This is a genomic window from Bradyrhizobium sp. MI1.4 (assembly GCF_055811315.1).
This window is the reverse complement of sequence record NZ_JBVVPP010000069.1, coordinates 14,931-30,297: the sequence shown is the minus strand read 5'-3', so window position 1 is coordinate 30,297 and position 15,367 is coordinate 14,931. Positions and strand designations below refer to the sequence as shown.

Sequence of the window (15,367 nt, the reverse complement as noted above, 5' to 3'; positions counted from 1 at the left end):
CCCCCCCCCCCCCCCCCCCCCCCCCCCCCCCCCCCCCCCCCCCCCCGCCGCGCCCCCCCCCCCCCCCGCGGCGGGCGGGGCCCCCCCCCCCCCCCCCCCCCCCCCCCACAATTTTTGCGTGAAGACGACCCGCTCCGCCGACGTGCCGGCGAATTGAAACTGTGCGAAGCCGCTTGCGTCCGTCGATGACGAGAATGTTATCCGTCATCAGCACCGAGAAATTCACGATGCGCAGCCGTGGCTTGCGGGCCAAGGCGCACCTTCCGAAAATTTCGATACCGGGCAATTGTGATCCATCTCGCTCGTGGCAGGCGTGATCGCGCCTAGGCTGCAAACTCCAGCGCGAGAAACCTTAGCCCGATCTTTCCATTCGACTTTTCAGGAAGGTGTTTCAATGAGCAGCCGCCACGCAATTGTTCCGCGCGGTCTGAACGCAACGCGTTCGCCGCTTTCGCAAGGCCGCTTCGGCCGCATGTTCCGCAAGCTCGCACCGGCCAAATTCGGCCCGAACGATTCCAACACGATCGCAAACCTGTCGGCGCTCGCCGACAAGATGGTCGCCGGCTTCGACGGGCCGAAGGACGGACCGGACGCGGAAGAGAGCGGCATTCCCTCGCTCTACACTTATTTCGGCCAGTTCATCGACCACGACATCACCTTCGATCCGGTCAGCTCGCTGACCAAGCAGCAGGACCCCGACGGGCTCGTCGATTTCCGCACGCCGTCGCTCGACATGGACAATGTCTACGGCCGCGGTCCGAACGACCAGCCCTACATGTATGACGGCATCAAGTTCCGGCTCGGCGAGAAGGTCACCGGCGCGGGCGTGCTCGATGCCGTCGATCTGCCGCGCTTCAAGGGCCGCGCGCTGATCGGCGATCCCCGCAACGACGAGAACAGCATTGTCTCGCAGTTTCAAGCCTTGATGCTGCGCTTTCACAACCGCATGGTCGACGACAATGACAGCCTGTCGTTCGAAGAGGTGCAGCAGCGCGTTCGATTCCACTATCAGTACGTGGTGCTGAACGACTTCCTGCCGCGCATCGTCCACGCCAGCGTGCTGGACCAGCTGAAGACCGCGGGTCGCTACGACCGCGGCAAGCTCGCTTACTACCATTGGAAGACCTATCCGTTCATGCCGGTCGAGTTCTCGGTCGCGGCCTACCGGCTCGGGCACTCCATGATCCGCCCCGGCTACCGGCTGAACGACGCGGCTAACATGCTGCTGCAGATCTTTCCCGATCCCAACAATCCCGACCACAACGCACTGACCGGCTTCCGAGCGATGGGACCAGGACGCGCCATGGATTGGGGCCGCTTCATCGATCTCGACACGCGCCCCTATGGCGTCGAGGACGACGACGCCAATCCCGACAACAAGAGGCGGCTGCAGTTTGCCTATCGCATCGATGCCTCGCTTGTGGACCCGCTGCGCAAGCTGCCGCCGGAAGTCGCCTCCAATCCGGCGTCGCTAGCGCTGCGCAATCTCGAGCGCAGCTGGCGGCTTGGGCTGCCGTCCGGCCAGGCCGTCGCCAAGGCGATGAAGCTGACACCGCTGACCGACGACGAGATCATCATCGGCAAGGCGGTCGACGAGCCGGGACCGGGCGATCCGCAAGTCAAGATCGCGAGCATCGCGAACGGCGTGTTCGCCGACAACTGCCCACTGTGGGCCTACATCCTCGCCGAGGCGCGGCAAAACGCGACCAACATGCCGATCTCCGCCACCGGCGGGCCCGCCACGGTCAAGACACCGCAGCTCGGACCGGTCGGCGGTCGCATCGTCGCAGAAGTCTTCCTCGGCATGATGTTCGGAGATAATTCCTCCGTGCTGTCGCTCGACCCGCAATGGACGCCGGTGACCGGCTCCGGCTTCGCGCTGAAGGACCTCGTCGCCTACGCGCTCGGCCAGGGCGATCCGCTGCATTGAGCGGGTGACGGACGATGATGATGCAAGGCCGCTCGTCATGCGAGCGGCCTTGTGACCCACTCGCCTCGACGCGCGGCGGATGGATCCTGGCAGGCGTGCTTCCCTAACGCAAATCCGTCCGCTTCCTGTTGACTCGCATCGCGAATGGAGAAATCCTTCAACAACGCAATTGCCATTGCCGATCTCAGCAGTACGAACTTCGGCGCCCTCGGTTTTATCGGCGCCATCTGACCAGATTTATTCTGAACAGAAACGGAGGGGCCGATGCGCGCGCTCGCCTTGAGAACCGTCTCTCTTCTCGCCCTCGCTACCTTAGGCTCGATTTCCGGCACGCCCGCCGCACGCGCGGAAGACGGGGCCGATGAGCAATTTGGCAAGGTGCACTTCCAGACTTCCTGCAACGAGGTGGCGCAGCGCCGCTTTGATCGCGGGATGCGTTATCAGCACTCGTTCTGGTACCGGCCCGCAAAGGAAATTTTCGAGGAGACGCTGCAGGCCGATCCGGAATGCGCGATCGCCTATTGGGGCATTGCGCTGAGCCTGCTGTACAATCCGCATTTTGCCGCGCCGAAGGAAAACCTCACCGGAGGGCTCGCCGCGCTGCAGAAGGCGAAGGCACTCGGCGCCAAGAGCGAACGCGAACGCGACTATATCGATGCGCTGCTGGCCTTCTATTCGGGCGACGAAAAGACGACGTTTGGACAGCGTGCGCAGGCCTATCTCAGGGCAACCGAAGCCGTCGCCGCGCGCTATCCCGATGATGACGAGGCGCAGATCGCCTACGCCATTACGCTGAACGTCACGGCGTCACCAAACGACAAGTCCTATGCCAACCAGCTCAAGGGCGCCGCTATCCTGGAGCCGATCTTCAAGCGCCAGCCGCGGCATCCCGGCGTCGCACATTACCTGATCCATCTCTATGACTATCCGGCGATCGCAGAGCAAGGACTCGACGCTGCTAAGCGTTATTCCGAGATCGCGCCGGCGGCACCGCACGCCTTGCATATGCCGTCGCACATCTTCACGCGCGTCGGCTACTGGAACGAATCCATCGACGCCAATAGCCGTTCCGCGAAGGCTGCCAAGGAGGGCAAAGACCCCAGCGAGCAGCTGCATGCCGACGATTATATGGTCTACGCGCTGCTCCAGCTTGCGCAGGACAGCCGAGCCAGCGAGGTCATCGCGGACATGATTGCGACCACTGGCTATGTGCCGGCTGTGCGCGCCGGTCCCTACGCGATAGCGGCCAGCCAAGCGCGCTATATGGTCGAGCGCGGTGATTGGCAGGGCGCCGCCGCGCTGAAGGTCGAGCCGAGCCGGTTTGCCTATGCCGATGCGATCACCTATTTCGCCCGCGCCCTTGGCGCCGCGCGCTCCGGCAATGCAGACGCGGCAACGGCGGACATCGCCAAGCTGGCGGAGTTGCGGGACAAGCTGCAGCAGGACAAGGACGCCTATTGGGCCGAAATCGTGGACATTCAGCGGCAGGTCGCTACAGCCTGGCAGCTCAACGCCCTGGGGAAGCAGGCGGATGCGTTGGAAGCGATGCGCCTTGCCGCCGATGCCGAAGACAAGACCGAAAAATCCATCGTGACGCCGGGTCCACTTGCCCCCGCACGCGAGCTTTACGGGACCATGCTGCTCGAACGCGGCATGGCGACGGAGGCATTGGTCGCGTTCGAAAGCACGATGCGCAAGGAGCCGAACCGATTTGGCGCGACGATCGGCGCCGCTCACGCGGCCGAGAAAGCGGGGGATCCTGTGAAGGCCCGCCAGTACTACGCGAAAGTCGTCGAAACCGCGAGAAATGGCGACTCGTCGCGAGAGGACCTCGCGGCCGCACGAAAGTTGATGGCTCAGAATTAGCAAAGATGTCGCGGCAACTTCCATGCGCCTGACAAGCAAGCTCGTTGCAACCAGCGCAGCCATCGCACTGTTCTGCTCAGCCACAGCGCTCTGGATATTGCGATCCGGTGAACCGGCACGCGCAACAGCGACCTCCGGCGAGGTTCGCCCAGTGTGGACGGAAATCGACTGGCCTTTCGGTGCGGATCCCTGGGGGAAAGGAAAAGCGTTCCGCTGCAAGGCCGCGGATTGCGGCGGCGAAGTCCAGCTCTACGTTCGCGCCAAGCTCGGCTTTTGCAATTGCGCCACCGGCATTGCCGATGACGGCGACCTCGAGCAGATGGGCGACCTGGCGCTGATTGGGAAGGCAACGCCGACGGCCGCCGGCCGAGAGATCCTTGTCGGTCCAATGCGCGGCCGCAGCCGGGCATATCGCGTCGAGGGGAACGCCAAGGCCGCGCTCTCACTCGCCTTCAATCAACGCTGCGACATGGTGGCCGCGACGGCTTTGCTCGCACCGGGCGGCACAGCGTCGCTCGAGCCGGCGGTGCTGGCGTTCCTCAATAGCGACCGCATGCTGAAATGGGCCGAGATCGCGCTTGGGCTATGACTCAAGGGAATAGCTGAATTAAAGGCGACAATTCGGCACACGCCTTAACGCGCCATCCCGAGGCCGACCTCCTCCAGCCGCGTGGCGAACCAGCGCGACAGCGGCTGATCGAGGACGCCGCTGACATAGACTTCCGAGATCGTCACGTTGTCCTTGTCCAGCACCAGCAGCACGCCGATCCAAAAGGCGAACCAGACATGCGCATCGGTCAACGCCATCAGCTTGTGCTGGTCGTGGTCGAGCGCGGTGTGATTGCTGGCCTTGCGGATCTCCACGGTGAGCAAATTGTTCGGGATCTCGCGCTGATGCACCACGACGTCAGGGTAGATCGACTTGCCCAGATGATCGTCGGTCGAGATGATGGTGCCGTGCGGCAGATGCAGCGTACGCTCGCCTAGCCGGTCGTAGTTGCAATCGACCGACCAGCCGGAGAACTGCTTCTCCAGATGCACAGCGAAGCGGTGCGTGATGGCACGCTCGCCGATGTCCTTCTCGAACAGGAATGTTTCGTGTGCGTAGAAGTCCCGGAGTGCCGCGATCACCTTGTTCAGCTCGGTCTGCATCTTGCCCCCGGCCCTCGGCGCTCCTGATGCGGTGCCCTACATCTGGACTTCGATCAGCCGCGGTCCGGGCTCGGCGACGGCCTCGGCCAGCGCCTTGTTGAACTCGTCCGCGTTGGTGACGGCGCGGCCGGGCACGCCCATGCCCTTGGCCAGCGCCACGAAATCCAGCGTCGGCCGGTCGAGCCGCAGCATGTCGTTGGCGCGCTGGCCGGGCTCGCCGGCGCCGACATTGTCGAACTCGCCGCGCAGGATCTGGTAGATGCGATTGGCGAACACGATGGTGACGATATTGAGATTTTCTCTCGCCTGCGTCCACAGCGACTGGATCGTGTACATCGCGCTGCCGTCGCCGACCATGCAGATCACCTTGCGGTCCGGGCAGGCGATCGCGGCACCGATCGAGAGCGGCGTCGAGAAGCCGATCGAGCCGCCCATGTTCTGGAGCCAGTCGTGCGGAGCAGCCGCCGCTGTCGGCGGGAAGAAGGCGCGGCCGGTAGTGAGGGATTCGTCGACCAGGATCGCGTTCTCCGGAATCGCATAGGCGATCGATTGCGCGATCGAGGCGTGGGTCAGTGCGCCGGTCGGCTTGAGCAGCTCAGCCGCGGCCTGCGGCTTGACGTCCTTCGCGCTGGCCTTCACCGCGCCGGCGAGCGCTTCCAGTGCAGCGACCGAATTCTCCCCCCAGGAGGTCATGCGATGCACCTCGCAGCCCTCGGGCTTGAGGATGCTCGGCTTGTTCGGATAGGCAAAGAACGCCACGGGATCGTCGGACTCGACCAGCACGATATGGCGGAACCTGGCCAGCATCTGCAGCGCGTTGTCGATCACGTAATGGATGCGGTCGATCGAGAAGCGGCCGCGGCCGCGCGCCATCCTGGGACGGAAGGTCGGGCCCATCACGGTGCAACCGGTCTTGGCGGCGATGCGCTCTGCCAGCGCCAGGCCCTGCTCGCTCAGCGCACTGCCGGTCATCAGCAGCAGCGTGCCCTCGCCGTCGCCGTGCAGGATCTTTGCGGCCTGCTCGACCGCCTGCGGCGAATAGCTCGCGCGCTGCTGCTCGGCCGGAACCTCGGCGATGCCGTCCGCTTCGTTCCAGGCGGTGTCGGCGGGCAGGATCAGGGTCGCGATCTGCGGCGGCGCGCTCTTGGCGGCGGCGATCGCCGCGGCACCGTCGGCAGCGACCGATTTGGAGTCCGGCGAAGTGCGGACCCAGGACGACATCGGCCGGGCCAGGCCCTCGATGTCGGAGGTCAGCGGCGCGTTGTAGTCGATGTGGTAGACGGCGTGCTGGCCGACGATGTTGACGATGCCGGAATTCGCCTTCTTGGCGTTGTGCAGATTGGCAAGGCCGTTGGCAAGACCGGGGCCGAGATGCAGCAGCGTCGAGGCCGGCGTGCCCTTCATGCGGAAATAGCCGTCGGCGGCGCCGGTCACCACGCCTTCGAACAGGCCAAGCACGCAACGCATGCCGGGCACGCGGTCGAGCGCTGCGACAAAATGCATCTCGGAGGTGCCGGGGTTGGAGAAGCAGACGTCGACCCCGCCCTTGACCATCGTCCGCACCAGACTTTCCGCACCGTTCATCCGTCAGCTCCCGCAACCGGCAATGTTCCAACAATCCATCCGATCAATCATTGTTCGCTCGTCTCGTCAAAGCAATAGCCGGCGTCGCCGCCCTGCCCCGCGCGGCGATGCGCTGGTTTGGCTAATACTTTCCGGCAAATTGGCGCGGTTGCCGGTTTGGTAACTCCAACCGTTAAGGATGCCCCGTCTCACGAGGCCGTGGCTTGCGGAAAGCCCGCAAATATGGCCTGTAACTTCAGTTGAATCGATTTTTTGCTGGGGGAACAATGATCCGGTATTTTGCCGCGCCGATTGCCGCCATCGCACTGCTGTCGGCGACCGCCGGCGGCGCCTTCGCCGAGGAGTTCGACTCGCGCGACATCATGGGCGGCGGCCCGAATTTCTTCCGCGGCGGCTCGAGCCCAGTTCCCCGCACCACCGTCATGTATAACGGCAACTACGCCCCGGGCACGATCGTGGTGAACACCTCGGAGCGCCGGCTCTATCTGGTGCTCCAGAACGGCCAGGCCCTGCGCTACGGCATCGGTGTCGGCCGCGACGGCTTCCGCTGGGGCGGCGTGCACCGGATCACCGCCAAGAAGGAATGGCCGGACTGGACGCCGCCGTCACAGATGCTGGCGCGCCGGCCGGACCTGCCGCGTCACATGAAGGGCGGCGTCGAAAATCCGCTCGGTGCGCGCGCGATGTATCTGGGCTCGACACTCTATCGCATCCACGGCTCCAACGAGCCGGAGACGATCGGCCAGGCGGTGTCCTCGGGCTGCTTCCGCATGACCAATGACGACGTCACCGACCTCTACGGCCGCGTCGGGGTCGGCACCACGGTGGTCGTGCTGAACAACTAGCAAGAATCGGCGGCGCGTGGATATGCGGCCTTGTGCGTCGGTTCCGAATACGGCAGCGTCGCCTGGCAATGAGCGCATTGGCCCCGTCTCCGTCCGGCTTTCGCATCGTGCTGCTGGCGCTCGCCACCGTCGCGTTCGCGCCTGACACCGCTACCATCGCCGTCGCGGGCGAATTGCCCGCGATCGCTTCGCGCCAGCGCGCCGAGAAGAAGAGCTTTACCGACGGCGAGATCGTCGACGGCTTTCTGAAGACGGCGTTCGGCGCCGAATACCACCTTGCCGGCCGTGTCGATCGCATCCGCAAGTTCGACGGACCGGTGCGCGTGTTCGCCGAGAGCGATCGCGCCGACCGCAAGGCGCAGCTCGCGAAAGTCGTAGCCGACATCGGCAAGCGCGTGCAGCATCTCGACATCGCCATGATCGACTCCAGCGAAGCGGCGAATGTGCGCGTGAAGCTCGTGCGCGACCGCGATCTGTTCCGCACCATCTCGAGCTTCTACGGTGCGGAGAAGGCCCGCGAGATCCGCACCTCGCTCGATCCGCAATGCCTGTCCGGCTTCCGCAAGAACGACAATTTCGAGATCGAGCATTCCGACGTCATCCTCACCGTCGACAACGGCGATTTCACCTTCCTCGACTGCGCCTATGAGGAGCTGCTGCAATCGCTCGGCCCGATCAACGACACCGCCAGCGTGCCCTGGACCATGTTCAACGACAACGTCTCGATGGGCTATTTCGACGTCTATGACCAGTACATCCTCAACCTGCTCTACGATCCCCGCATCAAGGCCGGCATGACCGTGGCTGAGGTCAAGGCGGCGCTGCCCGACGTGCTCACCGATGTACGCATTTGGGTGAGGCGCGTGAACGATCTGAAGGAGTGAGATCGCAAGGGGAGAAGGAAAGCACCGTGGCGCGGCTTTACGCCTTCTTCGCCTTCGACATCAAAAATTGCTGGCGCATCACGTTGTTGCTTCCGTCGTAATATTCGGAGATCAGCGCCTCGAACTCGCTGCGAAAACTCCGCAGCCTGTCCGGCTCGTCCTTGTACTGGGCGACGAGCTTGATCAAAGGCCCGATCGTCGTTTCCATGGTGCGGCGGAAATGCTGCGGGCTGAGTGCGGACGGCGTCATGATGTCCATCTCGAAGGCGATATCCTTCACTTTCCCCGCGAGACGTTCGGCGACGATCTTCGGATCGCCCCACGACACCGGTGATGCCACGCCCTCGGGCGGCGGCAGATGGCGGCCGATCAGCGCGAACATCCGGCCGACATAGAGATGCGGCGGCCAGGTGGAGAAGGCGATGGTGCCGCCGGGCTTCAGCACGCGCAGCATCTCGCCGATGGCGACCTCGGGGCGCGGCGCGAACATGTGGCCGAACTGGCTGAGCACCACGTCGAACTCGTTGTCGCCATAGGGCAGGCTTTCGGCGTCGCCTTCGGCGAAGTCGACATCGAGATTCGCCAGCTGCGCGTGCTCGCGGGCGCGCTCGAGCAGGACCGGCGACAGGTCGAGACCCCTGACCTTCGCACCGCGGCGCGCCGCCGTGATCGCGGCAACGCCGGTGCCGCATCCGACGTCGAGCAGCATTTGGCCGGTCGCGACCCCGGCGAAGCTCACGAGCTTGGCGGCCGAGGGCGTGGTGAACACTTCCATCGGCGTGAACAGCGACCAGGCTTCCTTCTGGACTGCCTTGAAACCAGCAAACGGGTCTTGGTCGGCCATGGAACTCTCCCTTCGCTCAATGTCAGTTTTTCATGAGGCTGACGACGGATGCCAAAGGTTCAACGCAAGCCCATGACGGCGACGGCTTCGCCTCCTCGCGGTCCTATTGCACGAGATCGGCAACGATGGTCGCGGCCTTGAGGCCGGTGCCGGTGAGGACCGCGACCGTGGTCTCGGTCGCCTTGATGCTACCGGTGGCGGATAGTTTGTCCAGCGCGGCGGCAGCACTTGCGCTGGTCGGCTCGGCGAACAGGCCCTGCCGCGCAAGACGCCGCAGCGCGGCGACGATCTCGTCCTCCGTGAGCGCGACAGCGCCGCCGCCGCTCTCGCGCAACGCGGCGATGATCTCGCGCAGGCGCAGCGGATGCTTGATCGCGGTGCCTTCGGCGATGGTCTTGTTCACCTCGCGCGCGACAGGGGTGTCGACGCCGGCCTTGAAGCTTGCATCGATCGGCGAGCAGTTGAGCGGCTGCGCCGCGAACAGCCGCGGCAGCCTGGTGATCTGGCCGGCTTTCAACAGCTCACGGAAACCAAAGGCGCAACCCAAAAGGCTGCTGCCGGCGCCGACGGGAACGATGACGTTGTCGGGGGCGCGGAAGCCGAGGTCCTCCCATATCTCATAGGCGAGCGACTTGGTGCCTTCGAGAAAGAACGGCTGCCAATTGTGGCTGGCATAGAAGGCCTGGTCCGACTGCCGGATCGCCTCGGCCTCCGATTCCTCGCGCGGGCCCTCAACCAACTGCACCGTTGCGCCATAGGCGCGGACCTGTGCGATCTTGGCCGGTGACGTCGATGCAGGCGCGAGAATCTTCACGCGCATGCCGCCGGCGGCGCCGAGACCCGCCATCGACGAGCCGCCATTGCCGGACGAGTCCTCCAGAATGGCGTCGACGCCGATCTGCCGCAGGAACGACAGCATCACGGCGGAGCCCCGGTCCTTGAAGCTGCCGGTCGGGTTGAACCATTCGAGCTTGAAGAACGGGCGCAGCTCGCCCCAGGCCTGCTGCACCAGCGGCGTGCAGCCTTCGCCGAGCGTGATCGGAGTCTTGATGTCGACCGGCAGCGCCGCCCGGTAGCGCCAGAGCGAACGCGTGCGCGGCTCGATCTCCTCCCGCGACATCCCTGCCCCGGGCGTCACCAGCAGCGGCGTGCGCTCGTCCGAGCACCAGCGCGGCTGGTCCAGCGGATAGAGCTTACCGTTGCGGGGGTCGATGTAGGCGGGGCCGGGCATGGCGGTCTCCAAGGAAGGCGATGCGGCAAAGGCGATCTGTACGTTTTGGTTTGATGACACGTTTTGTCCAGAAACTCGACGCCCGGCACGCCAACCGTGTGGCGCCTCTTGAAAACGTGAAAACCATAATTACTTCATCATCTTACTGCGGTGGCGGAGAGCTCCGCCAGTGCGGTAGCGTGGGACTCGGGCAAGCGCTGCCGGGTCGCGGGACGACAGGAATTTGGCCGCGAACCGCCCCGCCCCCGCGCAGCACGATTAACTTGTCTGTCGCGACTGCCCGCTACAATATGTTGGATTGAGCTCGCGCCGCCGGTGTTCCGCATCGGCAGCGCGACGAGCCAAGGCCCGTCCGAGCGGCGGGCCGTTGGCTTTTTAGGAGTTTGGTCATGAGCCGCGCGAACCGTACCGACCACATCCGCCTCACCTCCCATCCGGAGCCGGGCAGGACAGCCGCCTTCCCGATCCACTGGGGCGCCGCCGACGCACGCGCCCGCGGACCGATCATCGGCACGGTGTCGCGCGCTGGGGATCGCAACGTGATCGGCAGCCATGGCGGCTCCTATGCGATGTACCGCGCGCTCGCGGTGTCCGCCGGCGCGCTCGATCCGATCCGACGTCCCGACCTCACCAACACCTTTCCGGCCGCCACCATCGGGCCGTTCCCGCAATGGAGCGATCCCGCCAAGATCGTCGCGCTCGATCCCTGGGGGCATCTCGTCGCCGAGAATTTCGGCAAGGACATCGCCGAGGGCATCGACATCAGGCCGAGCATTGCGGTGACGCGCGCGCGGCTGGACCTGCCGGAGATCCGCGAGGCGCTCGCCGCCAAGCGCCTGCGCGCCGACGGCGACGTCGTGCACGCCAATGGCAGCGTGTCGGTGGTGAAGATCGCGATCGATCCGGTCTGGTATCTGCCGGGCCTTGCGGAGCGCTTTGCGACCAACGAGACCGAGCTGCGGCGCACGCTGTTCGAGCAGACCGCCGGTATGTTCCCCGAGCTGGTGACCCGGCCGGACATGAAGGTGTTTCTGCCGCCGATCGGCGGCACCACAGTCTACATGTTCGGCGACGTCAGCAAGCTGCCGGACCATCGCACCAAGATCACCTGCCGCGTGCATGACGAGTGCAACGGCTCCGACGTGTTCGGCTCCGACATCTGCACCTGCCGGCCCTACCTCATTCACGGCATCGAGGAATCCGCGCGCGGCGCGCAGGAGGGCGGACTCGGGCTCGTGATCTACAACCGCAAGGAAGGCCGCGCGCTCGGCGAGGTCACGAAGTTCCTGGTCTACAATGCGCGCAAGCGCCAGGAGGACGGCGACGCGGCCGCCGCCTACTTCGAGCGCACCGAATGCGTCGCCGGCGTCCAGGACGCGCGCTTCCAGCAATTGATGCCCGACACCATCCACTGGCTGGGCCTGAAGCGCATCGACCGCTTCCTGTCGATGAGCGACATGAAGCACGACGCTTTGACCTCGCAGGGCATCGACATCGTCGAGCGCGTGCCGATCCCGCCCGAGCTCATTCCCGCCGACGCCTATGTCGAGATCGCCGCGAAGAAGGCCGCCGGCTATTACTCCACCGACATCGCGCCGGAGAAGGACGTCGACGGCGTGGTCGGGCGTTCGCTGGAAAAATACTGATCGATTGATGGCAGACGCTTTGGAATTGCAGGCCCGTTCGCTGCTCAGCGCAGCAGCGGTTCGCGCGCGAGCCGGCGAGATGTTCGAGATCGGCCTGAACGGCGGGCTGACGCACTTCACCATCGATCTCGACCGCATGGACGGCGTTGCTGATGCCGTTGTCGCAGTGACGCGCAAAGCCTATCCCACTTTGGAAATCCCGTTTCATGCGCGCTGGCGCCATTTCGTGCTTGGTGGCGTCGACCGTTGGGCGCGGCTCGCGGACGCGGCGTCATGGCCCGATCGCGCGGCGCGGGCGCGCGCGGAGTTCGACCTTGCCATCGTCAGCGTGCTGCTCGATGCCGGCGCGGGGGCGGCGTGGCGATACCGGGACGCCGTGACGGGACAAAGCGTCGGCCGATCCGAGGGGCTTGCGATTGCGAGCCTCGACATGTTCGCGAGCGGTCTTTTTTCCCACGATCCCCGCGCGCCCTTCAGGACCGATGCCGACGTGCTCGCGCGACTGCCACTCGCCGCGCTCACTTCGGCCTTTCAGGTGAGCGATGCCAATCCGCTGCTCGGGGTCGAGGGGCGGACCGATCTGCTGCGCCGCTTGGGCAAGCTGGTGGCGGAGCGCGCGGACGTGTTCGGCTCGCACGACACCCCGCGGCCGGGCGGGCTGTTCGATCACATCGCGGCGCAGGCGAAGGGCGGCGCGGTTCCCGCGCCCGCCATCCTGACCGCCGTGCTGAACCAGCTCGGACCGATCTGGCCGTCTCGGTTGGAGCTTGCCGGAATTCCGCTCGGTGATTGCTGGCACCACCCGGCGATCAAGGCGAACGACTCAACGGAAAGTCTCGTGCCCCTGCACAAGCTGTCGCAATGGCTGAGCTATTCGTTGATCGAGCCGCTGCAGCGCGCCGGATTCGACGTCACCGACATCGACGGCCTGACCGGGCTTGCCGAATATCGCAATGGCGGGCTGTTCGTCGATCACGAGGTGCTGCGCCTGCGCGACGCCGCCGATGCCGAGCGCGCGCATGCGGTGGATTCCCTGCTCGTCGTCGAGTGGCGCGCGCTGACCGTGGCGCTGCTGGACCGGCTCGCCGAACTGGTCCGCGCCAAACTCGGGCGCACTCCTGAGACATTGCCGCTCGCCAGCATTCTCGAAGGCGGCACCTGGGCCGCGGGCCGCGCCATCGCCTTCGCGCGCCGGCCCGATGGTTCGCCGCCGCTCAAGGTGATCAGCGACGGTACGGTGTTCTAGTCTCTCGTTCGAGTTCGCGGAAACAGATCCTTCATCCGGCGCTTCGCGCCACCTTCTCCCACAAGGGGAGAAGGAAGAAAGGCATCCGATCATGCAAGGCGTCACGATCGTCGATCATCCGTTGGTGCAGCACAAGCTGACCCTGGTGCGGGACAAATCGATCTCGACCAAATCGTTTCGGGAGCTGATCAAGGAGATCGGCATGCTGCTGTGCTACGAGGTGACGCGCGACCTGCCGCTCGCCGATACCGTTATCGAAACGCCGCTGGCGACGATGCATTCGGCCAAGATCGCGGGCAAGAAGCTGGTGTTCGTGCCGATGCTGCGCGCCGGCACCACTTTCGTCGACGGCATGATGGATTTGGTGCCGACCGCGCGCGTCGCCCATATTGGCCTCTACCGCGAGCCGCACAGCTTTGCCGCGGTCGAGTACTTCTTCAAATCGCCGTCCGATCTCAGCGAGCGCCTGGCGATCGTGGTGACGCCCGTGGTTGCGACCGCCAACACGGCTGTGGCCGCAATCGACCGGCTGAAGGAGCGCGGCGCCAAGGATATTCGCCTCGCCTGCCTGATCGCCGCCCCCGAAGGGCTCGAACGGCTGCGCGGACTGCATCCTGACGTGCCGATCTGGACGGCCGCAGTCGATGAAGGTCTCGACGAGAACGGCTTTATCCTGCCGGGCCTCGGCGACGCCGGCGACCGCGCCTACGGGACGAGATAGGCGCCGGCTTGCAAACCGCGTCACGTTAGGAACAGGTTCGCTCGCGCAAGGTTTTCCTGCTCTACGATGGAGAGCACGATGACCTATCAGGATGACCGCAGGGCAGACAGAGCACGCCGCAACAGCCCGGTGGGCTGGGCGATCGGCGCGATCTTCGTGATCGCCGTGGTCGCTGCCGTCTTCTTCTACAATGGACGCGACGTCGGCCCGCAGACCACGACCTCCAATCCGAACAACGCGCCGAGCGTCACCACCGGATCGAATCCACCTGCTGCGCCCGCGAAGTGATGCGCTGAGGGCGGGCCGTCACACCTTGCCGCTGCCGCAGATCCCCTTCAGCGCCTGCCACTCCGCATCCGTGAGCAGCGGCGGGCCGCTGGCGGGGCGGTCTTCTTTCGTCATGCGCGCGAGGCGGTCCTCGGTCAGCGGATGGCTCGCCAGGATCGACGTGAGGCCGCCGCCTTCCTTGCCGGTGATGCGGAACATCAATTCGGCTGCAGGCTTAGGCGAACGGCCGAGCTTGTGCATGATCTCGATGGCAAACGTATCCGCAGCGGTCTCGGCCTCGCGCGAATAGGAAGCCTCAACCACGCTGCGCGAGGCGAAGATCACGGCGCTCGAGCCAGTGACGTCGCCGAACAACAGGCCGATCAGGAACGAGGTGCCGCCGTTGTAGATCAGGCCGCGCATGTTGTCGTAATGCTTGAGATGACCGAGCTCGTGGGCGAGGATGCCGGCGATCTCGTCGGCATTTTCGGCCTTGTCGAGCAGGCCCTTCAGCACGAACACCTTGCCGCCCGGCAGCGCGAACGCGTTCGGCACCGGGGTCGGCAGCACGCCCGCGGTCATGGAATCGTCGTCGAGGCCGGCGGCATCGCGCAGCCGATTGACGAGCTTGACGAAGACCGCTTTCCCCGCCCCATCCTGGCACTCGCTGCGCCCGAAGATCGTCTTCACCTGAACCTCCGCCGCATCTCCAATGCGCCGCTCGATCGGTTTCGGCACCAGCGGCGCGAGGCGGTCGGCAGCGAGCGGCACGCCGAACAGCACGACGCAGACAATGGAGACGGCGGCAGCCATCGACCAGCCGACGATTTTTGCGACCCCGCGGCGCGAGGTCTGGTGCTCGTCGAGCCGCATGCAGCGCGCGGTCACGTCTGACGCGAGCAGAGCGTCGCGGATTTCCAGCCGGGCCAGCGGCGGAGCGGAAGCGCAGGCGAGCCGCAAGATGCCGGGCGGGCTATCGGCGCGGCGGATGTCGGCATAGGCCCAGCGAACGGGCGTCGCACCCTCTTCGAGGATCTCGAGCGCGTCACCGAGCGTCAGCGCCACCTGCCGCCTGCGGCTCGACACGCCGTCGAAGAAGATCGTCGGCTTTGCGGATTGCGCCGGGACCTCTGTGGACAACTCACTCACAG

Annotated in this window: 14 protein-coding genes; 9 read left to right on the top strand and 5 right to left on the bottom strand. The window is 65.3% G+C overall.

Going from position 1 to position 15,367, the window contains the following annotated elements; all coding sequences use genetic code 11:
- Positions 1–394 precede the first annotated feature (394 nt).
- From AC0L23_RS36705 to AC0L23_RS36695, 3 genes are all read left to right on the top strand, one after another.
- Positions 395–1,930, top strand: coding sequence for a peroxidase family protein (locus tag AC0L23_RS36705; protein WP_085360459.1), 1,536 nt, complete (start codon positions 395–397; stop codon positions 1,928–1,930).
- A gap of 264 nt (positions 1,931–2,194) precedes the next feature.
- The gene (locus tag AC0L23_RS36700; protein ID WP_085360461.1) at positions 2,195–3,796 is read left to right on the top strand and encodes a tetratricopeptide repeat protein; all 1,602 of its coding nucleotides are present in this window, start codon (positions 2,195–2,197) and stop codon (positions 3,794–3,796) included.
- 22 nt (positions 3,797–3,818) lie between these two features.
- Positions 3,819–4,385 (top strand): hypothetical protein, encoded by a 567-nt coding sequence (locus AC0L23_RS36695; RefSeq protein WP_085349551.1) that lies wholly within the window; start codon positions 3,819–3,821, stop codon positions 4,383–4,385.
- 44 nt (positions 4,386–4,429) lie between these two features.
- Here the strand turns inward: AC0L23_RS36695 and AC0L23_RS36690 are convergent, their stop codons facing one another.
- Together AC0L23_RS36690 and AC0L23_RS36685 are read right to left on the bottom strand one after the other, a co-directional pair.
- A complete protein-coding gene (locus tag AC0L23_RS36690; RefSeq protein ID WP_085349552.1) occupies positions 4,430–4,948 on the bottom strand; it encodes a hypothetical protein in 519 nt (172 codons plus the stop codon).
- A 36-nt stretch (positions 4,949–4,984) separates the two neighbouring features.
- Positions 4,985–6,532 (bottom strand): acetolactate synthase large subunit, encoded by a 1,548-nt coding sequence (locus AC0L23_RS36685; RefSeq protein WP_085349553.1) that lies wholly within the window; start codon positions 6,530–6,532, stop codon positions 4,985–4,987.
- Between the two features lie 266 nt (positions 6,533–6,798).
- On the opposite strand from AC0L23_RS36685, the gene AC0L23_RS36680 reads away from it, so the two are divergent.
- Positions 6,799–7,377, top strand: a complete 579-nt coding sequence (locus AC0L23_RS36680; protein ID WP_007596474.1) for a L,D-transpeptidase — start codon at positions 6,799–6,801, stop codon at positions 7,375–7,377.
- A 68-nt stretch (positions 7,378–7,445) separates the two neighbouring features.
- Positions 7,446–8,261 (top strand): DUF2927 domain-containing protein, encoded by an 816-nt coding sequence (locus AC0L23_RS36675; protein ID WP_018453696.1) that lies wholly within the window; start codon positions 7,446–7,448, stop codon positions 8,259–8,261.
- Positions 8,262–8,298: 37 nt separating this feature from the next.
- Here AC0L23_RS36675 and AC0L23_RS36670 read toward each other — a convergent pair whose 3' ends face one another.
- Together AC0L23_RS36670 and AC0L23_RS36665 are read right to left on the bottom strand one after the other, a co-directional pair.
- Positions 8,299–9,105: a class I SAM-dependent methyltransferase gene (locus AC0L23_RS36670; RefSeq protein ID WP_085349555.1), complete on the bottom strand. Its 807-nt coding sequence runs from the start codon at positions 9,103–9,105 to the stop codon at positions 8,299–8,301.
- A 103-nt stretch (positions 9,106–9,208) separates the two neighbouring features.
- The gene (locus AC0L23_RS36665; RefSeq protein ID WP_473358153.1) at positions 9,209–10,336 is read right to left on the bottom strand and encodes a threonine synthase; all 1,128 of its coding nucleotides are present in this window, start codon (positions 10,334–10,336) and stop codon (positions 9,209–9,211) included.
- Between the two features lie 389 nt (positions 10,337–10,725).
- Here AC0L23_RS36665 and AC0L23_RS36660 point away from each other — a divergent pair, with 389 nt between their 5' ends.
- The 4 genes from AC0L23_RS36660 to AC0L23_RS36645 all read left to right on the top strand — a co-directional run bounded on the left by AC0L23_RS36660 (position 10,726) and on the right by AC0L23_RS36645 (position 14,237).
- Positions 10,726–11,982 (top strand): GTP cyclohydrolase II, encoded by a 1,257-nt coding sequence (locus tag AC0L23_RS36660; protein ID WP_085349556.1) that lies wholly within the window; start codon positions 10,726–10,728, stop codon positions 11,980–11,982.
- 7 nt (positions 11,983–11,989) lie between these two features.
- Entirely contained in the window at positions 11,990–13,228 is a 1,239-nt protein-coding gene (locus tag AC0L23_RS36655; RefSeq protein ID WP_085349557.1) for a URC4/urg3 family protein, read from the top strand.
- A gap of 91 nt (positions 13,229–13,319) precedes the next feature.
- Positions 13,320–13,949: a uracil phosphoribosyltransferase gene (gene upp, locus AC0L23_RS36650; protein ID WP_007614501.1), complete on the top strand. Its 630-nt coding sequence runs from the start codon at positions 13,320–13,322 to the stop codon at positions 13,947–13,949.
- A gap of 78 nt (positions 13,950–14,027) precedes the next feature.
- Positions 14,028–14,237 carry a hypothetical protein gene (locus tag AC0L23_RS36645; protein ID WP_026232575.1) on the top strand — a complete coding sequence of 70 codons (210 nt, stop codon included), beginning with the start codon at positions 14,028–14,030 and terminating at the stop codon, positions 14,235–14,237.
- Between the two features lie 18 nt (positions 14,238–14,255).
- On the opposite strand, the gene AC0L23_RS36640 is transcribed toward AC0L23_RS36645, so the two are convergent.
- Positions 14,256–15,365: a M48 family metallopeptidase gene (locus tag AC0L23_RS36640; protein ID WP_085349558.1), complete on the bottom strand. Its 1,110-nt coding sequence runs from the start codon at positions 15,363–15,365 to the stop codon at positions 14,256–14,258.
- Between the last annotated feature and the right edge of the window lie 2 nt (positions 15,366–15,367).